Below are 21,743 nucleotides of genomic sequence, written 5' to 3'. Positions count from 1 at the left end.
ACGGATACAGGTGACCTTATCGCTTTTCAAAGAACAGGATAACTTCGCCCAGCCGAACACCATAGCGCGAGACATAGGCGCGGTTCAAAAGCCGGTCGTCGCTGAGCAACCACATCCAGTCATCAAAATTCACCCGCATCGTGCCATCCTTGACCGGCAGGTCGATCTTGTATGTCCAGTTGAACGTATCCCCGCGCTCTACCCCGCTGGCCTCACCCAATACGCCGGGGGCTGTGCCGGTCCAGGTGTCTTCACCGGTCTTGGTCAGGGTCCATATGCGTTGTTCGGTGGCCCCGTCGTCGTAGACAAAATCCTCGACCAGTGTCAGGGTTTCACCATCCCATGTCCCGTCTATATCAACAGTGAATCGGCGGGGAACATTGCCCAGAACGTCCTGAAACTGACCATACGCAACGGTTTTGCCTTCAAAGAACTCCTCTAGGTTCAGTTGCCGGTCGGACAGAAAGGACTTTGGAACGCGCGGTTTGGCGGAACACGCAGCTAAAGCGGCAAGACCAAAGACCGCAAAAGCCGCGATGAGATACCTGCGCGGGATCATTGCAAGGTCCTTGTCTCGGCAGTGGCGTCATAGCCGTTCGATCCACTGACATGGGTGGGCTTTGCCTCAGGCGCCGGTCGCATTGTAGCGACCAGTTCCGCAACCTTGATGCCAAATTTGCGCATCTCGGATCGGTTCATGATCACGCCACTTTCAGTCAGATACATCCAATCGGTGACATCCAGCGTATGGCCGCCTGCATCCTGGGGCAGGATGATGCGATAGGTTAGTTTGACTGTCGATCCCGAGATCGTGCCGCGACCTTCCCCAACGATGTCGTCCGCCGTTGCTGTGAAGGTGTTGCCAGTGCCCAGTGTCAGATACCATTTCCGGGTCATCTTTTTACCGTTGGAATAGGTGAAGTATTCGGCCAGAGTGCCGGTACTGCCGTTCCATTCCCCCACCATTCGGGCAACGAAGCTGTTCGACATCTTGCCATTCGGCCCATAGATCAACCCTTCGGACAGGATTTCTCCGTTCAGATGCCGCTTCATTTCAAAGGCGGGTCCAGTACCAGCGTAATCTGCCGGTGCTTGCGACCGGAAACTCAGGAACCGGCGCTTCGCTATGATCAGGACAAGGATGACGAGCATTAAGGTGGCTATAAGTGTCATTTGGCTGAGACCTCAGTAGGCAGCGTCAGAACCAGTCCGAACGCGCCGAGTTTCAGGATGCAGGGCAGCACGGCATAGGCGAGGTTGAGTGTGTTCAACGCCTCGGCCGAGTTTGCTTGTCCCGGAGTGAACCCGCTGCGTTCCAGCAGCGGCAGAGTGAAGAAAGCGGCCAACGCCAAGCCCAGCTTGCCGGCGAAAGACCAGATGCCAAACGCTGCCGAAGCGTTCAGCCCGGCGCGGGTTAACACGACGGAAAACATGGCGGGCAGGACGACCATGTCCGCCCCCAACGCGGCGCCGGATGTCAGGCAGATCACGGCAAAGCCGGACAGATTGCCGGCTGAAAGGGTTGCGGCACCAATAAAGCCCGCAATCGAAAGGGGCATGGCAATTATCAGAGTCTGTTTCGGCCCAATTCGATTGCTGAGCCGGGCCCAGAGGGGCACGCTTGCCCCGGCGCTGAGGAAAAACAGGATCAGCAACGGCCCGGCCTTTCCAGGCAGTTGCAGCCGGTCTTCGACAAAGAACAGAAACAGGGTCGATGTGATCGCCACCGGCAGGCTGTTGACCAATGCCAGAGCTAAAAGACGTAACGCACCGGCCTGACCCAACCCTGCAAAGGACAGCGCGTTACCGGTGATCGGGGTGCGGCGCCAGATCGGAAATGTCAGGGTCAGCGTCAGGAGTGCGAGCAGCCCCAAAAACAGACCGAAAGCCGGATATCCCTGGGCACCGGCGCCAAAAGCCACAAACAAGGCCGGGGCGCTGGCGGCGAGAACCACGCCAGTCAGCTGACCGCCCTCGCGCCAGGCCGCCAGCCTCATCAGCTCTTTCGGACCGGGATGCTTGGCCAGCGTCGCACTTCGCCCATAAAGCAGGATGCTACCCAGGCTGTAGGCCGAGAACAAAAGTACCAAAATAGATACTAACACAGGGATACTTGCCCCTTGTGGTAAGCCAAACAAGACCGGAAACCCAACCGCCAAACCCAGCGCCGCCGCGGCAGCAAACAGCGTTTGTGCCTCTGGCCAGCGGTCGATAGCCCAGCCGATCAGCGGATCCTGAACCAGATCGACCAATCGGATCACCAACAGGATGGTGCCGATCGCCGCCAACCCAATGCCAAGATTGACGGCGGCAAAACGCGGCAGGTGAATATAAAGCGGTATACCCGCTGCAGCGAGCATCAGTGCATAGAGGCTGACGCGCGGATACAGCATCACTTCCCCTTCAGCTGACGTGTGAAGCTTGCGGATCTAGTGTTGTCACCCAAAAAGATGGACATAAATGCACGCTTGGCACCCGGATAGGACAGAGTGCATGTTTTTTGCCCATTGCGCCAGAAGCCAACCTTGTTTGGCCCTTCCGAGACCGCAATGTAAGTGTCACCCTTTCCGACCGCCTGAAAGCACTGATTTAACTGGCTTTGCGTCGGAGGCGGATTGCGCTGCCGAGCCATCTCATCCAGCGTCGAATCCACAAGAGCTTTCTGTTTAAGGTTTTTCCGGTAGGTCAGTTGCAGACCAAAATCCTCATTCCAACTGAACGCAGCGCCCTGCGGCATATAGAGCTTGGCGTCATAGATCGGCACGCCTAGAAACCGAAACGTCGCGCTACCGACCAGTTGGGCTCCGGCCAGCGTTTGCGTGATCGGAGATGCCATGAGTGTATCAGGTGTCAGCACAACAAGTGAAACCAGCGCAGCGCGGCAGGTCTCAGAGATCAGCCGAGGCAGGTGTGACCGGTTTGTGCGCGAGTTTTTCATCGTCAGCTCCGATTCTGTGCGGGGTGCCATTCAGGCGCTCGACGACAAGCATCGCGCTGGCAATCCCGTCTTCGTGAAAGCCGTGCCGATTGTATGCCCCGGCAAACCAGGTCCGGTTCTGTCCCTGCATGTCGCGGATTTGCCTCTGGGCCCTGAGGGCGGCCTTGTCGAACACAGGGTGGGCAAATTCGACCTGATCATAGATTTTATCTGCTGGAATTTCGGACGAGGCATTCAACGTGACGAACATCGGATCGCTGTCAGGAATGCTCTGCAACCGGTTCATCCAGTAAGTCACACCGACCTTGCCCCCTTGCGAGCGATAAGTCCAACTGGACCAGCAGGCCTGCCGCCGGGGCATCTGGCGTGGGTCACAATGCAGAATGGCAGTGTTGGGCTGGTATCGAATAGACCCTAATGTGGATTTTTCTGCTTCAGTTGCACCCTCACCCAGAATGGCGAGGGACTGATCAGAATGGGTTGCCAGAATGATTTCGTCGAATTGATCCACCTGACCCTGACTGTGAACCGTCACGCCGAAGTCGTCGCGGTGGATGTGGTCGACGGGTGAGGCAAGGCGAATCTCGCAGCCACGCTCCCGCAAAGCGGCGTCGATCCGTCGGACGTATTCGATGCTGCCGCCTTTGACCGTGTACCATTGATGCTGATTGGCCCGTCCGCTGGCCAGCAGCGCGTGGTTGCGAAAGAATTGCACCAATGAGCGGGCCGGGAATTGATCGACAAATTCGACCGGGGTCGACCAGATCGCGCCACACATAGGCATCAGATAATTGTGGCGGAACCAGTGACCCAGACGCAACTGATCGATCAACTCTCCGATCGTGGTGTCATCGTCCTGCGCGGCCTCGGGGGCCTCTTTACCAAAGCGCAGGATGTCCGCGATCATCTTGTAGTAAGCCGGGCGGGCAAGGTTGCGTTTCTGCGCTGTCAGCGTACGCAGGTTGTTCAGCCCGTATTCGATGCGGCCATTGTCGATGGTTGCGCCAAAGCTCATCTCACTTTCGATGACGGGCACGTTCAGCTCATCAAACAGACGTGTCAGGTAGGGGTAAGTGGCGTAGTTAAAAACGATGAACCCGGTATCGACAGGCTGGTCACCATTCTTGCCAGCCATCACGGTTCGGGCGTGCCCACCCAGCCGGGGTTCGGCCTCAAACACGGTGACGTCGTTGTTTTCGGAAAGATAATACGCGGCCGACAAGCCTGAGATGCCTGCGCCTACGACTGCGATTTTCTTGCGTGTGCCCCGTGCTTCGTCGAACATTACATCCTCGTTATACGACAGTTTACAAGGAGATACGCAGTGCGCGAGGGGGTGGATCACTTGGGGCAGAAGTTTTTCGCAGCTCTGCCCTTTTGCGCGGTAGGATGATGTGATCCAGCTGCGCCGCCCACCCGTACCACACGAAGGTAAATGGATTTGACACGGGTATGAGCAGTTTTGACGGAAAAACCTATTGGATCGTCGGCGCCAGCGAAGGGTTGGGTCTTGCGCTGGCGCGGGCGTTAAGCCGCCTGGGGGCGCATCTCATCCTGTCTGCGCGCAATGCGGATCGTTTGGCCGAGATCTGTGCAGCCCTGCCGAACGCGCAAGCCGTTCCTTGCGACGTGACCGATCTGGACGCGGTACGCCGCGCCGCGGTCGAGGCCGGGGATATCGACGGGCTGATCTACAACGCGGGTGCGTATGAGCCGATGCGCACGGCTGATTGGGATACCGAGGCCGTTTTGGCCATGACCGATGTGAATTACACCGGTGCGCTGCGGGTGTTGGGGGAAACGGTGCCAAGGTTTGTGCGCTCGGGCCGGGGGGATGTCACTCTGATCGGGTCGCTGTCCGGCTATCGGGGCTTGCCTGCGGCAGTAGGGTATGCGGCCAGCAAAGCCGCGCTGGTCTCGCTGGCGGAAACCATGCGGTTCGATCTGGCAGGCACGGGGGTGACGGTGCGCATCGTCAATCCCGGCTTTATCAAGACCCGCCTGACCGAGAAGAACAATTTCAAGATGCCGATGCTGATGACCCCGGAAGACGCAGCGGACAGGGTGATCAGGGCGATGTCACGTCGCCGGTTCCGCACCGATTTCCCGGCTCCGTTTTCCTGGGTGATCCGGCTTTTGGATTACCTGCCGGATATTCTGGTATATCGTGGGAAATAGACTCTAACCAAACTGCCCCTGACAAAACCAGCCCGCCGACAGGGTGCCGCCATGGCCGTAGAACAGCCACAGCCGTTCCCCCTGTTCGGTCACCACAACCCAGTAATCCCGCACACCGCTGCGCCAGTTGGGGTCGTCCAGCCACCATTCCGGTGCGATCCGCTCGGGGCCGGTAGCCTGCGCCAGTTGCCAGTCGCGCCCGCGCCAGCGGAACGCGCTGGGCACATCCGGGGTTTCCGGGGCCATCACCGGTTCCGGCTGCCACATCTGTAAGGGGCGTGGGCGCGGGGGGGCGGGCCAGTCGCGGGCGGGTTCCGACCATGCCGCCGCCAGCGTCTGCGCGGTTTTTTCGGGAATATGCGAGGCCGCCGGATGGTGCCGTGTGATCGCCTCGAGCCCGACCCGCGCACCCAGTTTGCCGATCAGGTCGTCTATGGCTGTATTGCCCGCCAGCCGGTCGCGCACGGCGCGGCGGGCCTCGGCATGACCGGCCATGGTGCGGGCGTGGATGGGCTCAGACTGCACCGCCTCGAGCCGCAGCATGTCGATGCCATAGCCCGCGTCGATTTTGTCGATTTTCATCTCTAACAAAGGGCGGATACGGTGTTTGTCATAGGTTGGACGGGCCAGACTAACCTCGATGACCTCAGCCGCCTGGTCGGCGCGATGCGCCTCAAGCCTCAGGGTGCGGACGCCACGCCCTTTTTCTTCCAGCTTGGCGCAGAGCGTCGGTAGTATCCGATCAATAGCGGCCATCACATCCTCGACCAGCCCAATCGGGTTAGGCAGGGTCATCCGCACCGCGAAATGATGCGGCGGACGCGCGGGCGAGACCGGCTCGGGCGCGCTGCCCATCGCCTGATCCAGCCGCAGCACCAGCCCGCGCCCGAACCGCCGTGCCAAACCGGCACGCGGTTGCCCCAACAGATCGCCGATCTGGCGCAGGCCCAGACGGTTCAGCTGCGCCACCACCTGATCCTCAAGCCGCAGTGCCGCGATGGGCAGGGGGCTGAGCGCGCCATAGGACTGTCCCGGTGCGGCGATCCGTGCGCCGCCGCCCAAGGCCATCACCTGCGGTGCGGCCCCACCCTTGGTCCAGTGCCGCCGCTTGGTGGCCCGTGCTCGGGTGGCGCGGGCCTCTTGGCTGATGGCGTCGCCGCTGCGGTCAGAGGTGGCCTCTTGCCCGGCATAGCGCGCCAGCGCCCAGGCCGCACCCAGCGTGTCGGCGATGCCCATCTGCACGCTTAGCCCCATATCGGCACAGTCGGTCTCAAGGACGCTCAGCAGAGCCTCTTCACCCCCGAACAGATGCGCGCAGCCGGACAGATCAACGATCAGCCCATCCGGCGATTCTTCAGCCACCCATGGGCTGAACTTGCCCGCCCAGCGGCGTAGCGCAGTCAGGAATGCAGCCTCGGCCGGGGTGTTGCGGGGACGGGTGATAAGGTTGGCACACATAGCATGGGCATCGCGCACCGGCTGGCCGACGCGCAGCCCGGCGGCCTGAGCTTGGGCATTCAGAGAGGTGACCACCTGCATGTTCGATTGTTCCGCTACCACGGCCAAAGGCCCATCCTGCAGGCCCCGCGCGGCGCGGACCAGCCGTTCAGCCCCCAGACGAGGGAACCACAGGGAAAGTATTCGGCGTTTGGGCATCGGGCAGACATTAAAATGTTCTCATTTTGTTCTTAAATGAGAATCGCCCCCCGAGTCCACGCTTACCCGCAGGTCAGGCGTTGAATGGTCCCCGATCCGTCCACGAACACGTTCAGGCGGTCGATGCGATAATCCTGCGTCGCTATGCCATCAGGGCCTAGAACACGGGCGCGTTCGGGCAGTTGCGCCTGAATGGTCGAAACCGGTTGGCCAACGGAATTGGCAAAGGCGTCACCCTCGCAGAAGGCCAGATCAACCGGCGCGGCTTCGGACGGGGTCGGGTTGTCTTCCGGCGCGGACGGTGTCTCGGCGCAGGCTGTCAAAAGGATCAGGATCGGGATAAATCGGTGCATTGGCGCTCTTCTTTCCGGCAATGTCGTTTCTGCAATATCAAATATTTAACGAACCTGCCATGAAAGCGCAGTTGAAAACACCCTGTATTTGACGCAGGGTCGGGGCAAATAAGACAGGGAGACAAGCACAATGCGTACCCGTGCCGCCGTCGCCATTCAGGCGGGCAAACCTTTGGAAGTGATGGACGTGAATCTCGAAGGCCCCAAGGCGGGTGAGGTTCTGGTGGAAATCAAGGCCACTGGCATCTGCCATACCGATGAATTCACCCTGTCGGGTGCCGACCCCGAAGGCCTGTTTCCGGCGATTCTGGGCCATGAAGGCGCAGGTGTTGTGGTCGAGGTCGGACCGGGCGTGACCAGCCTGAAGCCGGGCGATCACGTGATCCCGCTTTACACCCCCGAATGCCGCGAGTGTGAATACTGCCTGCATCCCAAGACCAACCTGTGCCAGGCGATCCGCTCGACGCAGGGCCAGGGCCTGATGCCCGATGGCACCTCGCGCTTTTCGACGCTGGATGGTGATCCAATCCTGCACTACATGGGCTGCTCGACTTTCTCGAACCACACGGTCCTGCCCGAGATTGCGCTGGCCAAAGTGCGCGAGGACGCGCCCTTCGACAAGATCTGCTATATCGGCTGCGGCGTGACCACCGGCATCGGTGCGGTGATCAACACCGCCAAGGTTGAAATCGGCAGCCGCGCCATCGTGTTCGGTCTGGGTGGTATCGGCCTGAACGTCATTCAGGGCCTGCGTCTGGCCGGGGCCGATCAGATCGTCGGCGTTGACCTGAACCCCTCCAAGGTGGAAATGGCGACCAAATTCGGGATGACCGATTTCGTGAATCCGACTGAGGTCGAAGGCGACCTGGTCCCCTATTTGGTCGATCTGACCAAGGGCGGTGCGGACTATACGTTCGATGCCACCGGCAATGTCGGCGTGATGCGCGACGCGTTGGAATCGGCGCACAAAGGCTGGGGTGAATCGATCATCATCGGCGTGGCGCCTGCGGGGGCCGAGATTTCGACCCGTCCGTTCCAGCTGGTTACCGGCCGGTCGTGGCGCGGGACAGCCTTCGGTGGCGCGCGCGGTCGGACCGACGTGCCCAAGATCGTCGATTGGTACATGGAAGGAAAGATCGAGATCGACCCGATGATCACCCACACCATGGGCTTGGACGACATCAACCACGGCTTTGACCTGATGCATAAGGGTGAGAGCATCCGGTCGGTCGTAGTTTACTGATCAATATAGAATAATTTCTAAGGGCGGGCTTTTGCTCGCCCTTTTCGTTGCTACATTCACTTTCAGAAATACTATTTTAGGTTGAGAGAAAGAAGTGACTACAAGGAATACTGATCGCCTTGCGGTTCTGATTGATGCGGACAACGTGCCCGCAAAACACGCTGCAGAGATTTTTGAGGAAATCGCTACATTGGGAGACGCTGGTTTAAGGCGGATTTATGGGGATTTCTCCAACGGGTCACCGCAAGGTTGGAATGCCCAATCATTGGCTGAATACGCCATCGTTCCCCATCAGCAGTTTGCAAATACAACCGGCAAGAACTCCAGCGATATCGCCCTGGTTATAGATGCGATGGATATTCTGCATTCTGAACGTTTCGGTGGATTCGTCCTAGTGTCCTCGGACAGCGATTTCACCCGGCTCGCTAGTCGCATCCGTGAACAGGGGTTGAGTGTGTTCGGGATTGGCGAAGAAAAGGCGCCTTGGGCGTTCAAGGCCGCATGCAACCGCTACATTTCTATCGAAAACATTAAGAAGGATGAACCGCAGGCTGCGAGCGACACCAATGAGAAGAATTTGGCGTCCCTAAAGGAACTCAACCATGCATTCCAGCTCATTCGGAATGTTGTACTCAAGTCCGCAGAGCCTGACGGATGGGCTGAGCTTGGCTGGATCGGAAATCAATTGCTCAAGAATTACCCCTCTTTCGACACTCGATCATACGGGTTCGAGCGCTTGAGTGATCTTGTTCGTGCAACAGGAAAGTTTGAAGAGGCAGGCGTAAACGGAGGCCTGAAGATTAGACCCAAAGACGGGTAAAGATCCCTAAAGCGCGCTGGGGCTACTCTCCCGGTCGTGTCGCACCCGTATCAGACCGCGGTGACCGCACCCGCAGAACCGGGGTGTTGGCCGAGGCGTTTGCGCGGCTCTCGCGCCAGACCACAAAGACGCCCGAGGCGATGATGATGCTGGCCCCAACCGCGACCCAGCCGTCGGGTTTCTCGCCAAAGAAGGTCATGCCGAACAACGTGGCCCAGATGATCTGGCTGTATTGGCTGGGGGCAACGACTCCGGCGGGGGCAGCGCGATAGGCGAGGATGATCAGATGTTGGGCGATGACTGAGAACACACCGACCAGCGCCATCATCGCCAGATGCAGCAGGGATGGCGGTTGATAGACGGCGGGTTGGGCAAGGCTCATCACGACGATAGCCAACAGCATCGGGTAAAGGATCAGCACCGCCGAACGCTCCTCATTGCCGATCTTGCGTACTAGAACTGATGCGAAGGCGCTGCAGAAGGCTGCCGTCAGCGCAGCCAGATGGCCAAGCGTGATATCGGTCGCACCGGGACGCAGGACAATCAGAACACCGATCAGGCCGACACCAACGGCGGCCCAGCGCTGGGTGCGGACGACCTCTCCCAAAATCGGGATCGACAGGACGGTGACGATCAGTGGGAAGGAAAACAGCAGCGAGTAAACCTCGGCCAGTGGTAGGACCGAGAAGGCATAAAAGGCGCAGACCATTGCAGTCACCATCAGGGCCGACCGCAGCAGCACCAGCCAAGGATGATGAGGCCGGAAGTTTCCGGTCGTGCGGTCGGTCAGAATTGTCACAGCCATCGGCACAAAGGAAAACAGCGTGGCGAAAAAGATGATCTGCATCACAGAATAGGTGCCGCCCAGCACCTTGATCAGAGCGTCGTGGGTGGCAAAGACCGCAAAGCCCAGAAAGGCATAGCCAAGTCCCCGGAGGGTGGTGTTTTGAGTGCTCATCGCTGCAGCCTCGGGTGATGGATCGGTGTGGTGGCAGTGCGCCGTCGCAGCACGGGCGTTGCGCCGGCTGGCTTGCCTTTGAGTAAACCCATTTTGCCGGGGCGCATAGCCCCTATTTTAACGCTAACATCGCAAGGCTGCTATGACTTGGGATCATCGTAGGATCGGCGGCGCGTCCTTGGGCTGGCGCGCGGATTGCACGCCGGCCTTCATTCCCACCCCGATACGTCGAGCCAGTGTGACCCACGGAATAGCCGTTTCCGGAGGCAGCGTCTGGGTGGCGACTTCTTCGAACAGGTCCAGCCAGTGAGAGAAGAATTCCGGTTTCACGTCAGGCCGCTCGATATGGACGCGCTGCGGGTTGCCGTCATAGCTGCGCTCGAACAGGATGGCGTTGCGCCAGAAAGCTGCGATCTTGTCCTCATGCGCGGGCCAGTCGTGGACGTGTTTGTTGAAAACGGGACCCAGGACCGTGTCTCCTCGCACGCGGGCATAAAACGCGCGGACCTGCGCGTTGATCTGATCCGGCGTTGCGGGAAAGCGCGGCGGTAGCGTGGGTCTGGTCATGAATATCCCCAGTTTCGACTCTGATTCAGGCGCATATCGGGTTTCACTGTCCCGCGACAGGGGTGGTTTTGTCGCGCGGCTCCGGTGTCAGCAGGTGCCGCAGCAAGGCCACCGGATGCGCCTTCAGGCTGAGGCGGGTGGCGACGTAGTCCTCGACCACCTGTTCACCCAGCGTCATCTGCGGCAGGTAGGCTTCGGGCTCATCCAGCGCCTCGCCCTCCAGATCCTGCGAGAACAGCGGCAGCGGTTTGGCGGTGGCAATCGCCTTGGCCTGCCACAATGCCTCGCGCCGGGTCAGGTCGCAGGCGGCAAAGGCGTCGGCTTCGGCCAGCCGCTCGATCACCGACGGCCCCAGCCCGGCACGCCGCCAGACATCGTCGACCTGATGGTAGCCATTGCCCCGCGCGGCGGTGAGCCAGCTGGCGTCTTCCTCGCTGAGGCCCTTGATCTGGCGGAACCCTAGCCGCAGAGCCAACCCGCCGTGGCCGTCGGGTTCCATCACATTGTCCCAGAAGCTGGCATTGATGCAGATGGGGCGCACCTGCACCCCGTGTTCGCGCGCATCGCGCACGATCTGGGCCGGGGCATAAAAACCCATCGGCTGCGAATTCAGCAGCGCGCAGGCGAAAATCCCCGGATGGTGGCATTTGATCCAGGCCGACGCATAGACCAGCAGCGCAAAGCTGGCCGCGTGGCTTTCGGGGAAGCCGTAAGAGCCAAACCCCTCGATCTGTGAAAAGCAACGTTCTGCGAAATCCTGTTCATAGCCGTTGCGTTCCATCCCGCGCAGGAACAAGGCGCGGAATTCGCTGACATTGCCGTGTTTCTTGAACGTCGCCAGCGAGCGGCGCAGGCGATCAGCCTGTTCCGGGGTGAAGCCCGCGCCGACGATGGCGATTTGCATCGCCTGTTCCTGAAACAACGGCACGCCCAGCGTTTTACCCAGCACCTCGCCCAGCGCGTCCGAGGGGAAGCTGACCTCTTCTTCTCCGTTGCGGCGGCGGATATAGGGGTGGACCATGTCACCCTGAATGGGGCCGGGGCGGATGATGGCGACTTCGATCACCAGATCATAGAAATTGCGCGGCCGCATCCGGGGTAGGAAGTTCATCTGTGCACGTGATTCCACCTGAAACACGCCGATACTGTCGGCTTTGCAGAGCATGTCATAGACGGTTGGATCTTCGGGCGGCAGGGTGGCCAGCGTATAGCTGGTCTGATGATGCTGGCCGATCAGATCGAACGCCTTGCGGATGCAGGTGAGCATCCCAAGGCTGAGGACATCGACCTTGAGAATACCAAGCGAGTCGATGTCGTCCTTGTCCCAGCAAATGACCGTGCGGTCCTCCATCGTGGCGTTTTCGATGGGGACAAGCTCGTCCAGCCGCCCCTCGGTGATGATGAAGCCGCCGACGTGCTGGGACAAGTGACGGGGGAAGCCGTTGATCTCATAAACCAGCATTAGAGTCTGTTTTAACCGCCGATCATTGGGGTCGAGGCCAATTTCGCGCATCCGCTCCGCTTCGAGCCCGGCGGCAGAGAAGAAGCCCCAAAGCTGCGAGGACAGGGCCGAGATGGTATCTTCGGTCAGGCCCATGGCGCGGCCAACCTCGCGAATGGCGCGTTTGCCGCGATAGTGGATCACAGTGGCGCACAGCCCTGCGCGGTGGCGGCCATAGCGGTCATAGATATGTTGGATGACCTCTTCGCGACGTTCATGTTCGAAATCCACATCGATATCGGGCGGTTCATCGCGCGCCTCGGAGACGAAGCGCTCAAAGACCATCGTGCCTAGTTCGGGGCTGACTTCGGTGATGCCGAGGCAGTAGCAGACCACCGAATTGGCCGCTGAGCCGCGCCCCTGGCACAGAATATCACGAGAGCGGGCGAATTTGACGATGTCGCGCACGGTGAGGAAGTAGGGCTCATATTTCAACTTACCGATCAGGGTGAGTTCATGGGCCAGCATCTTTTTGGCCTTTTCGGACGCACCCGCCGGATAGCGCCATTTCAACCCTTCATGAGCCAGACGGTGCAGGCGTTCGGTCGGGGTTTCCTGCTCATTGCCCTCGCTGGGGTATTCATAGCGCAGCTCGTCGAGCGAGAATTCCAGGTCTTCACTGAGCGTATGAGCGCGGGTAACGGCCCCTTCGTGATCTTTGAAGATGCGCAACATCTCGGCTTCGGACCGCAGGCGCTGTTCGCCATTGGCCAGCGCATCGCGGCCCAACTCATCCACCTTGCGACGCAGGCGGATGGCGGTCAGCACGTCACCCAGCTTGCGACGGGCTCCGTGATGCATCAGCGGGGTGGCACTGGCGAGCGTGGGAATGCCGAGATGCTTTGATTCAGTCTCTAACAAAGAAAAATACGCACTATCGGCGCCATCATATCGGGGGTGTATCAACAGATGGACCCGCCCGGCAAAGCGGCGCGTCAACTGGTGCGCCTGTGTCCGCCACGCGTCCGCGCTGCCCGGAGAGCCAGCCGCCTGTGGCCAGAGCAGCAGGTGGAGACCGTCGGAAAACTCCAAAAGATCCGACAGGTGCAGGATGCAGTCGCCTTTCTCAGTACGCAGGCGACCTTTGGACAGGATGCGGCACAGATTGGCCCAGCCCTGCCGGTTCAACGGCAGGGCGGTGACGGTGGGCGCATCGGAAAATATCAGCCGTGCCGCCGGAATCAGGCGGGGCACCGCATGGATGGGGTATGACGGTGGTTTGGGGATGTGGTCGGGGCAGGGCGGGCCTATGGACGTATTCTGCGCCTCCCACTCCAGCCGTTCACGCACCTTGCGGGCGATCTCGCGTCCTTGGGTATAGGCACGGACGATCCCGGCGACCGAGTTATTATCGGCGATGGCGATGGCGGGCAGGCCCAGAGTAACGGCGCGCTCCATATACTCCTCGGGGTGAGAGGCCCCGGTGAGGAAGGTAAAATTCGACGTAATCGACAGCTCGGCATACATGACGATTCTCTATTATATTCACGTTTTGTTCTTTTTCGAGTCCTTTGCGCAGAAAACGGGTCGCCGAGGGCTGCCTTGATGGCCAAGGTTGCAAAAACAGGAGGCCCGATATGTTCAAAATCACGGCTTTACCCACCGACGAAGTGCGCGCCCTTCAGGCCGGAGGGCCCGACGCTTACGGTGCCGCGCCGGAACGTGCCGTTTCGACCGGCACAGGCAATCCCTGCCGTCATTGCCTGCAGAACATCCCCGAGGGGAACGAAATGCTGATATTGGCACATAGGCCCTTTTTAGAGACACAACCTTATGCGGAAACGGGTCCGATCTTTTTGTGCGCTGAACCTTGCGATCGGTATGAGGGGGAGGAACTGCCGGAAATCTTGACCTCATCCCCGGACTATCTGATCAAGGGGTACGGGCAGGATGACCGGATCGTCTATGGCACCGGCGCGATCACGCCCACGGGCCAGATCAGTGCAGTGGTCACGGATATATTCTCGCGTTCGGACATCGCCTATATCCATGTCCGCTCGTCACGGAACAACTGCTATCAGGCGCGGATCGACCGGGCTTAAAGCTTGAGCCGGTGCATCCCCCGGTGGGGCTGGATCAGGTCCTCTGCCGGGGGTTCATCCGCGCGGGTGGAGGTCAGCGCGAGGAATACATCCTCGAGATCGGCTTCTTCGGTGCGGACGTCGCGGATGCGGATATTCGCGGCGCGCACTGATTCCAGAACGTGCTCGGCGCTGGTTTGGGTGCTGCGGTATTGCAGCACCAAGCTGCCATCTTCACGCAGACTGGCCTCGACGCCATCGGTTGAGGGCAGATCAACGACCGGGCTGTCAGGTGTGATCACCATGGTTCGGCTGTCCATACGGCCCAGTAAATTGGCGGTGCTGTCCTGTGCGATCTTTTCGCCGTGATTGATGATGGCGATCTCGTCACACATCTCTTGCGCTTCTTCCAGGTAATGGGTGGTCAGGATGATGGTCATGCCCTGCTCGTTCAGCTTGCGCACATTCGACCAGAGCATCTGGCGCAATTCGATATCGACCCCTGCGGTGGGTTCGTCCAGAACCAGTATCTTTGGATGATGCACCAGCGCCTTGGCCAGCAAGAGCCGCCGCCGCATGCCGCCGGACAGGGTGCGGGCATAAGCTTCGGCCTTGTCGCTGAGGCCTACAAGTTCGAGGATCTCGTCGCTGCGCCGGTGCGCCTTTGGCACGCCGTAAAGCCCAGCTTGAACTTCCAATGCACCGCGCGGAGTGAAGAACGGGTCCAGATTCAATTCCTGCGGCATGACGCCTATGGCGGCACGCGACTGGCGCGGGTTTTGGTCTTGGTCAAAGCCCCAGATCGACACAGCGCCCGCCGTTTTCACAACCAGTCCGGCCAGGATGTTGATCAGAGTCGATTTCCCGGCCCCGTTCGGACCCAGAAGCCCGAAGACCGAACCGCGCGGAACCGACAGGTCGATGCCCTTCAGTGCGTGTTTCTCGGGCTGCCCTTTGCCGCCGCGATAGGTTTTACGCAGCCCGTCGATCCTGATTGCCGCATCTGCCATGTGGCTCTTGCCCCCGGTTTGCTCATCGCTCATAAACGCACCTAATACATGCCCGCGAGGCCGACAACCAAAGAAGGATCGCCAGCCGTGACACTTGATGCGCCGGAAACCAAGATCGTTGAGACCTCCCGTGTCGCCTGTGATGGTGGTGAGGGTGCGCTGGGTCATCCGCGTGTCTGGCTGCAGATCCCCGAGGATATCGGCTGGGTCGAGTGCCCCTATTGCGACTGCAAATATGTTCTGAAGGGCACAGAGCAGGGCTGATTGCCCGCCTAACCGGGTTTCGCCCAAATCTCGCCGCGATTTTCATGGTAGTGCCTTGGTGCAACCATCATGGGTGAGTGTGATGACCGACATGACTGCCACTGACACGGCCAACCCGGTATATGGTTGGATCGGGTTTTTCCTTGCGGCAATGGCTCTGTTCGCCGCGTTGTTTGTGTTTTGGGCCGGCCCTTTCGCACCGCAACAATCCACCGGCGTATCGTTGGGTGAACTGGCGGCAGAGCTTGGCAAGTCCACCCTCCGTGCTGCAGCCGGGCTTGAGCAGCCCGAACCCGCGGTCCAAACCCGTGATCTGGACGATTACCTTCAAATTGGCGTGGCGATGCTGGGCGGGCTGGCAATAGTCGTCTCGGTGATTGGCATTCTACGTCATGAACGGATGCGCCCTGCCATTGCGGGTGTTGCAGTCGGCATTGGCGCAATCCTGTTCCAGTTCTTCGCCTTCGCTTTCTTCGCATTCCTCGGTGTTCTGGTGATCATGGCACTGCTGAACAGTTTCTCGGACGTTTTCAGCGGCCTCTTTGGTGGGTAACGCACGTTCCTGACTGGTCACCCGCCTGCCCCTGTGGCAGAACCATCCCTGACCGACAGGGAGAGTGCGCATGAGCGAATTCGGAAAAGGCTGTCACCTGCATCTGATTGACGGGTCTGCTTTTATTTTCAGGGCGTATCACGCGCTGCCGCCGCTGACACGAAAATCTGACGGGCTGCCGATTGGGGCCGTGTCAGGGTTCTGCAACATGCTGCAGAAATATGTTGAGGATAACGCTGGACCGGACGCACCGACCCATGTGGCGGTGATCTTCGACAAGGGTTCGCACACCTTCCGCAATGACCTCTATGACCTGTACAAGGCCAACCGCGAGGCGATGCCCGAGGATTTGCGCCCCCAGATGCCTTTGACGCGTGAGGCGACGCGTGCTTTCAATATCGCTTGTAAAGAGCTTGAGGGGTACGAGGCTGACGACATCATCGCCACCCTTGCCGTTCAGGCGCGCGAGGCGGGTGGTCGTGTGACCATTGTGAGTTCCGACAAGGACCTGATGCAGTTGGTCGGGGATGGCGTGGAAATGCTGGACGCGATGAAGAACAAGCGCATCGACCGCGATGGCGTGTTCGAGAAATTCGGCGTCGGCCCGGAACGCGTGGTCGATGTGCAGGCCTTGGCAGGGGATTCAGTTGATAACGTGCCTGGTGCTCCGGGAATCGGCGTCAAGACCGCGGCCTTGCTGATCAACGAATACGGGGACCTGGAAACGCTGCTGGACCGGGCCGAAGAGATCAAGCAGCCCAAGCGCCGTCAGACCCTGATTGAAAAACGCGACCAGATTGAGCTGTCGAAGAAGCTGGTGCAACTGGATGAGCAGACACCGCTGGATTTCTCATTGGACGATCTGGAGGTGAAGGAACCCGACCCAGAGACCTTACTGGGCTTTCTGGCCGAGATGGAATTCCGCACCCTGACCAAGCGCATTGCCGATAAGCTGGGGGCCGAAGCGCCGGTGATCGCCGATGCGCCCGCACCTGTTGCAGAGGCGGAAGAGGCCGAAGCGACCCCGTTTGATTCCTCGAAATACGACTGTGTTCGCGACGCAGCTGCGCTGCAGAAATGGATCGATCAGGCCTATGAGCGTGGCTGGATTGCAGTGGATACCGAAACCACCGGCCTGAACGAGATGATTGCCGATCTGGTGGGTATTTCGCTGTGCGTTGAACCGGGCGAGGCGTGCTACATCCCGCTGACCCATCGCGAGGGGGCCAGTGACGACCTGTTCGGTTCAGACGCGCTGGCCGAGGGACAAATACCACTGGATGAAGCTCTGACCCAGCTGAAGCCGATGTTCGAGGACCCGTCGATCCTGAAGATCGGGCAGAACATGAAGTATGACGCCAAGATTTTCGCGCGGTACGGTGTGAATGTCGCACCGATAGATGATACGATGCTGATGTCATATGCGATGCATGGCGGCGAGCACGGTCATGGCATGGACACTCTGTCCGAACGTTATCTGAGCCACACGCCGATTCCGATCAAACCGCTGTTGGGCTCGGGCAAATCGGCAATAACGTTCGACAAGGTGCCGATTGATGAGGCGACCGCCTATGCTGCTGAAGATGCGGATATCACCTTGCGTCTGTGGAAACTGTTTAAACCGCAACTGCATCAAGTGCAGGTGACGACGGTTTATGAAACGCTGGAGCGCCCGCTGGTGCCGGTGCTGGCCGAGATGGAGATGCATGGCATCAAGGTCGACCGCGATGTGCTGTCGCGCATGTCAAACGCCTTTGCACAGAAAATGGCCGGATTAGAGGCTGAAATCCACGAGCTGGCTGGCGAGAATTTCAACGTCGGATCGCCTGCACAGCTGGGTGAGATACTGTTCGACAAGATGGGTCTGGAAGGCGGAAAGAAAGGCAAGACCGGGAAATATTCGACCGGAGCCGATATCCTCGAGGATCTGGCGACCGAGCATGAACTGCCCCGCCGGGTACTGGACTGGCGGCAGCTGTCAAAATTGAAATCGACCTACACGGACGCGTTGCAAACCCATATCAACCCCGATACGGGGCGGGTGCATACGTCTTATTCGATCACCGGGGCCAACACCGGCCGTCTGGCCTCGACCGATCCGAACCTGCAGAACATCCCGGTGCGGACCGAAGAAGGTCGCCGCATTCGCGAGGCCTTCATAGCCGAGCCGGGGAACGTTCTGGTGAGCCTCGATTACAGCCAGATCGAGCTGCGGATTCTGGCGCATATCGCGGATATTTCGGCCCTGAAACAGGCATTTTCCGACGGGTTGGACATTCACGCCATGACCGCGTCCGAGATGTTCGATGTGCCTTTGGATGAGATGACACCGGATATCCGGCGCCAGGCCAAGGCGATCAACTTTGGTGTGATCTATGGCATCTCGGGTTTTGGTCTGGCGCGCAACCTGCGCATTCCGCGGTCTGAGGCGCAGGGTTTTATCGACCGCTATTTCGAACGGTTCCCCGGTATTCGGAAATACATGGACGACACCGTCGCCTTTGCCAAAGAGCATGGCTATGTGCAGACCCTGTTCGGGCGGAAAATCCACACACCTGAAATCAACGCCAAGGGGCCACATGCGGGGTTCTCGCGCCGGGCAGCGATCAACGCGCCGATTCAGGGGACGGCAGCGGATGTGATCCGGCGCGCAATGGTGCGGATGCCGAATGCGATCAACGGGTTGCCTGCTAAAATGCTGTTGCAAGTGCACGACGAATTGCTGTTCGAAGTGGCCGAGGACGCGGTAGATAAGGTCATTGGCGTGGCGCGTGATGTGATGGAGGGTGCTTCGGACCCGGCAGTGAAGCTTGATGTTAAACTGAGCGTGGATGCAGGGCAGGGCGCGAACTGGGCAGAGGCGCACTAGCAGCGCCGCTCATCAGACCCTATTCGCTGCGGGTCAGTCCTGTGGCTTGGCCATGCGGTTGACCAGTCGTTGCACAGATGGGCCGAGCAAGAGGATGACTGTAAAGGCGATGGGCCAGCAAAAAGCCCAGGACGCCAACCAGTCACCGAGGGTGCTGGGGCCAAACCCGATGGCTTTAACTGTCGCGATGCCTGTCACGATGCAGGACATCAGGCCGGACATGATCAGGCAGAACACGGCGCGGGAAAGACGGGCAGGGAACATGACAGGTATCCTGATTGTCGTGATGTCTTTGATGTGCCTTATATTCTTTGGAAAAGCCAGTGCTAGGCACGTATCCATCCTAGGCTATCGGGCGTGTGCGGTGTCGAGGGCGAGTATTCACCACTCACCCAGCCGGAATATCCGGTGCTGTCCATAGCGTCGAACAGGCGATCGAAATCCGTTGGTCCGTTCCCTGGTTCGCTGCGGTCGGGTGCGGCTCCGATCTGGGCATGCACGACCTTGAGGTGAAAACGATCCCACACGGCCTGTGCGTCGCCATGGATCATGTGGGCGTGGAAGCTGTCATATTGCAGGCCCACATTCGGACGGGCCACACGGTCCAGCACTTGTGCTGCCAGATCGTAATCATTCAGGAAATATCCGGGTTGCGACACCGGGTTGAGCGGTTCGATTGTGAATTGCTGCGCAGGCGCGAAATCGGCGGCCCATTGCAGGTTGCGCACGAAACTGTCCAACGCATCCGGCCCTGAGGCATAGCCCGACATGATGTGGATCAGTTCAGGCTTCAGAACGTCTGCATAGCGTAGGACGCGGCGGATATCAGACTGGAACCGCGCCGCACCGCCCGGATTGGCGGCATAGCCGGGCTGTCCGCCGGTGTAATTGGGCGGGGGTGCATTGATCAGCACCAAGTCCAGCCCATTGGCCAGCAGGGCGCGGCGGGTTTCCTTGGCGGCCAGCTCATAGGGGAATAGGATTTCAACCGCCGTGAACCCCGCCTCGGCTGCAGCTTGGAAGCGCTCCAGATATGGCAGTTCAGAAAAGAGCAGTGAGATATTGGCGGCGAACTTTGGCATGAGCGGTCTCGGGGTCGTTGATGGCCGGACTTTAGCCGTGCGGCGAATTCCGGGGAAGAGGCTCAAAAACGACAGATTGTCGAAAATCGGCCAGATCGCGCCCGGTGAATCAGAGACCTTTTGAACAACGCGGCGAATCATTTCTGGACCGCCGTGCCAACAGAAGGTCTGAACACAATGGCGATGAGCCCTGACCCCGTGCGCGGGAACAACCTCTCTATGTCTGGCGGGCGGGGATCCGCAATGTCCGGCAATGGATTGGCGGTCGCTTCGATGCTGACCTGGGCAGCCGGTTTTCCGGCGGCCGAGGTGCTGTTGCAGACGTGGCCTCCTGTGGCGCTGTTCGCGGCGCGATTGGCGCTGGCAGTGGCCGTCATGGTGCCGATTTGGTTGCTGATTGACGGGCCGCGGAAAGTGGTGAATGCCCGCTGGATGCGCGCGATGATGGTCGGCGGCGGCGGGATCGGAGTTGGCATGTTCCTTCTGATCTTAGCGCAGAAAGTGACCGATCCGGTCACGGTGGCGATCATCGCTTCATGCGCACCACTGGTGGCAACACTGTTGGAACTGACCGCAGGAACGCGCCGATTGAGTTGGAATTTCGCGCTGGGCGTATTGGTGTCGATTGTTGGCGGATTGATTGCAACAAGCGCAGTGGCGCCGGCTCAGTTGGGGCTGGGCGCTGCCCTTGCGATTGCATCGACCGGCCTGTTTTGCTGGGCCAGCATGGCTACAGCACGGGACTTTCCCGAACTCAGCCAGACAGGTCGCGCCACGATCACCTTTACCGGAGGGTTGGTCATGGCCACAGTCATGCTGTCCGGTGCGGCGCTGTTGGGCGTGGATGTCATTCCCGCAGCCGCCTTTGATCTGCAGCAGGCCGGGATGCTGGTGATCTATGCGCTAATCTCAATGGGGCTGAGCCAGGTGTTTTTCATTGCATCCGTAGGGCGGCTGGGCGTGGCGCTGACCTCGTTCCACATCAACATCGCACCGTTCTACGTCATGGTGATCATGGAGATTTTGGGAGAAGAATGGAACAGTACCCGCGCGCTGGGCGCCGGTATCGTTGCGCTGGCCGTGGTGCTGGCGCAGGATCGGCGGACCGCGCGACCGGCCTAATCCGGCAGGTCGTCCGAGCGGATCAGAGGGAAAAACTGCCCACCGGACAAGACCCCGAACCAGCCGCCCTTATGAGTCGCAATGTCCACAAGGCGATAGAAACTTTTGCGGTCGATGCGGGCTTCAAGGTTTGCGCGCACCAATATATAGGGCGAGGGTTCATCTGTTTCCGGGTTGATGACAATTCGGATGGGGTGGTCCGGTCCGGCGACAGCTGTATCCCCGACATGGGTGGTGAATGTCAGGAGCTGAGCCTCGCCTTCACCCGCCGCGTCGAAATCGATGGCCACAAAGGGCGCGTCCTCAACGGTGATTCCCACCTTTTCGACCGGGGTGACGAGGAAATACTTCCCGTCTTCTTTCTTAAGAATTGAGGAAAAAAGCTTCACAAGCTCGAACCGATTGATGGGCGATCCTAAATAACTCCAAGTACCATCTTTTGCGATCCGGATGTCCAGATCGCCGCAAAACGGAGGATTCCACAGGTGAACGGGGGGCAATCCCTTGGTTTTGGCCGCTTTGACTGATGCAGCTAGGCCATCAGGAGAAGGGGTCACAGGTTTTTGTCCGCTCATTACTTTTGCCATTTCCTCTCAGCGCGATACACT

Annotated in this window: 22 protein-coding genes; 8 read left to right on the top strand and 14 right to left on the bottom strand. The window is 59.5% G+C overall.

Annotated features, from left to right (window positions below):
- Window positions 1-16: 16 nt before the first annotated feature.
- The 5 genes from ACR0IY_RS11000 to ACR0IY_RS10980 are packed head-to-tail and all read right to left on the bottom strand — an operon-like array spanning window position 17 to window position 4,223.
- Complete coding sequence (locus tag ACR0IY_RS11000; protein WP_480673154.1) at window positions 17-559, bottom strand: DUF3833 domain-containing protein; 543 nt, start codon at window positions 557-559, stop codon at window positions 17-19.
- A complete protein-coding gene (locus ACR0IY_RS10995) occupies window positions 556-1,173 on the bottom strand; it encodes a DUF3833 domain-containing protein (RefSeq protein ID WP_480673152.1) in 618 nt (205 codons plus the stop codon). The genes ACR0IY_RS11000 and ACR0IY_RS10995 overlap by 4 nt, the downstream gene beginning before the upstream one ends.
- Window positions 1,170-2,393: an MFS transporter gene (locus ACR0IY_RS10990; protein ID WP_480673150.1), complete on the bottom strand. Its 1,224-nt coding sequence runs from the start codon at window positions 2,391-2,393 to the stop codon at window positions 1,170-1,172. Before ACR0IY_RS10990 ends, ACR0IY_RS10995 begins: the two co-directional genes overlap by 4 nt.
- The gene (locus ACR0IY_RS10985) at window positions 2,393-2,938 is read right to left on the bottom strand and encodes a hypothetical protein (protein WP_480673148.1); all 546 of its coding nucleotides are present in this window, start codon (window positions 2,936-2,938) and stop codon (window positions 2,393-2,395) included. Before ACR0IY_RS10985 ends, ACR0IY_RS10990 begins: the two co-directional genes overlap by 1 nt.
- Window positions 2,889-4,223: an NAD(P)/FAD-dependent oxidoreductase gene (locus ACR0IY_RS10980; protein WP_480673146.1), complete on the bottom strand. Its 1,335-nt coding sequence runs from the start codon at window positions 4,221-4,223 to the stop codon at window positions 2,889-2,891. Before ACR0IY_RS10980 ends, ACR0IY_RS10985 begins: the two co-directional genes overlap by 50 nt.
- Before the next feature lie 167 nt (window positions 4,224-4,390).
- Between ACR0IY_RS10980 and ACR0IY_RS10975 the strand changes: the two genes are divergently transcribed.
- Complete coding sequence (locus ACR0IY_RS10975; protein WP_480673144.1) at window positions 4,391-5,116, top strand: SDR family NAD(P)-dependent oxidoreductase; 726 nt, start codon at window positions 4,391-4,393, stop codon at window positions 5,114-5,116.
- Between the two features lie 3 nt (window positions 5,117-5,119).
- On the opposite strand, the gene ACR0IY_RS10970 is transcribed toward ACR0IY_RS10975, so the two are convergent.
- Together ACR0IY_RS10970 and ACR0IY_RS10965 are read right to left on the bottom strand one after the other, a co-directional pair.
- Window positions 5,120-6,772 (bottom strand): DUF6504 family protein, encoded by a 1,653-nt coding sequence (locus ACR0IY_RS10970; RefSeq protein ID WP_480673142.1) that lies wholly within the window; start codon window positions 6,770-6,772, stop codon window positions 5,120-5,122.
- 62 nt (window positions 6,773-6,834) lie between these two features.
- A complete protein-coding gene (locus tag ACR0IY_RS10965; protein WP_480673140.1) occupies window positions 6,835-7,125 on the bottom strand; it encodes an I78 family peptidase inhibitor in 291 nt (96 codons plus the stop codon).
- A 130-nt stretch (window positions 7,126-7,255) separates the two neighbouring features.
- Between ACR0IY_RS10965 and ACR0IY_RS10960 the strand changes: the two genes are divergently transcribed.
- Entirely contained in the window at window positions 7,256-8,368 is a 1,113-nt protein-coding gene (locus ACR0IY_RS10960; protein WP_480673138.1) for an S-(hydroxymethyl)glutathione dehydrogenase/class III alcohol dehydrogenase, read from the top strand.
- A gap of 94 nt (window positions 8,369-8,462) precedes the next feature.
- Window positions 8,463-9,188: an NYN domain-containing protein gene (locus tag ACR0IY_RS10955; protein ID WP_480673136.1), complete on the top strand. Its 726-nt coding sequence runs from the start codon at window positions 8,463-8,465 to the stop codon at window positions 9,186-9,188.
- A gap of 22 nt (window positions 9,189-9,210) precedes the next feature.
- Here the strand turns inward: ACR0IY_RS10955 and ACR0IY_RS10950 are convergent, their stop codons facing one another.
- From ACR0IY_RS10950 to ACR0IY_RS10940, 3 genes are all read right to left on the bottom strand, one after another.
- Entirely contained in the window at window positions 9,211-10,146 is a 936-nt protein-coding gene (locus tag ACR0IY_RS10950) for a DMT family transporter (protein WP_480673134.1), read from the bottom strand.
- A gap of 153 nt (window positions 10,147-10,299) precedes the next feature.
- Entirely contained in the window at window positions 10,300-10,713 is a 414-nt protein-coding gene (locus ACR0IY_RS10945) for a group III truncated hemoglobin (protein ID WP_480673132.1), read from the bottom strand.
- Window positions 10,714-10,756: 43 nt separating this feature from the next.
- Window positions 10,757-13,681, bottom strand: a complete 2,925-nt coding sequence (locus tag ACR0IY_RS10940) for an error-prone DNA polymerase (protein WP_480673130.1) — start codon at window positions 13,679-13,681, stop codon at window positions 10,757-10,759.
- A gap of 110 nt (window positions 13,682-13,791) precedes the next feature.
- On the opposite strand from ACR0IY_RS10940, the gene ACR0IY_RS10935 reads away from it, so the two are divergent.
- A complete protein-coding gene (locus tag ACR0IY_RS10935; protein WP_480673128.1) occupies window positions 13,792-14,256 on the top strand; it encodes a DUF1203 domain-containing protein in 465 nt (154 codons plus the stop codon).
- Here ACR0IY_RS10935 and ACR0IY_RS10930 read toward each other — a convergent pair.
- The gene (locus ACR0IY_RS10930) at window positions 14,253-15,245 is read right to left on the bottom strand and encodes an ABC transporter ATP-binding protein (protein ID WP_480673522.1); all 993 of its coding nucleotides are present in this window, start codon (window positions 15,243-15,245) and stop codon (window positions 14,253-14,255) included. The two genes, ACR0IY_RS10935 and ACR0IY_RS10930, sit on opposite strands and share 4 nt — an antisense overlap.
- Before the next feature lie 87 nt (window positions 15,246-15,332).
- On the opposite strand from ACR0IY_RS10930, the gene ACR0IY_RS10925 reads away from it, so the two are divergent.
- From ACR0IY_RS10925 to polA, 3 genes are all read left to right on the top strand, one after another.
- Entirely contained in the window at window positions 15,333-15,509 is a 177-nt protein-coding gene (locus ACR0IY_RS10925; protein ID WP_480673126.1) for a zinc-finger domain-containing protein, read from the top strand.
- Between the two features lie 82 nt (window positions 15,510-15,591).
- A complete protein-coding gene (locus ACR0IY_RS10920; protein ID WP_480673124.1) occupies window positions 15,592-16,062 on the top strand; it encodes a hypothetical protein in 471 nt (156 codons plus the stop codon).
- A 70-nt stretch (window positions 16,063-16,132) separates the two neighbouring features.
- A complete protein-coding gene (polA, locus tag ACR0IY_RS10915) occupies window positions 16,133-18,931 on the top strand; it encodes a DNA polymerase I (protein ID WP_480673122.1) in 2,799 nt (932 codons plus the stop codon).
- A 33-nt stretch (window positions 18,932-18,964) separates the two neighbouring features.
- On the opposite strand, the gene ACR0IY_RS10910 is transcribed toward polA, so the two are convergent.
- Window positions 18,965-19,195 (bottom strand): DUF2798 domain-containing protein, encoded by a 231-nt coding sequence (locus tag ACR0IY_RS10910; protein WP_480673120.1) that lies wholly within the window; start codon window positions 19,193-19,195, stop codon window positions 18,965-18,967.
- 62 nt (window positions 19,196-19,257) lie between these two features.
- Window positions 19,258-20,013 (bottom strand): hydroxypyruvate isomerase family protein, encoded by a 756-nt coding sequence (locus tag ACR0IY_RS10905; RefSeq protein WP_480673118.1) that lies wholly within the window; start codon window positions 20,011-20,013, stop codon window positions 19,258-19,260.
- A 243-nt stretch (window positions 20,014-20,256) separates the two neighbouring features.
- Between ACR0IY_RS10905 and ACR0IY_RS10900 the strand changes: the two genes are divergently transcribed.
- Window positions 20,257-21,135 (top strand): DMT family transporter, encoded by an 879-nt coding sequence (locus tag ACR0IY_RS10900; RefSeq protein WP_480673116.1) that lies wholly within the window; start codon window positions 20,257-20,259, stop codon window positions 21,133-21,135.
- Here the strand turns inward: ACR0IY_RS10900 and ACR0IY_RS10895 are convergent.
- Window positions 21,132-21,710 carry a DUF1285 domain-containing protein gene (locus ACR0IY_RS10895; RefSeq protein ID WP_480673114.1) on the bottom strand — a complete coding sequence of 193 codons (579 nt, stop codon included), beginning with the start codon at window positions 21,708-21,710 and terminating at the stop codon, window positions 21,132-21,134. The two genes, ACR0IY_RS10900 and ACR0IY_RS10895, sit on opposite strands and share 4 nt — an antisense overlap.
- Window positions 21,711-21,743 lie beyond the last annotated feature (33 nt).

It is taken from the genome of Ruegeria sp. BC1 (genome assembly GCF_056539305.1).
The sequence above is the reverse complement of the archived record's forward strand: the minus strand, read 5'-3'. Positions and strand labels throughout refer to the sequence as shown.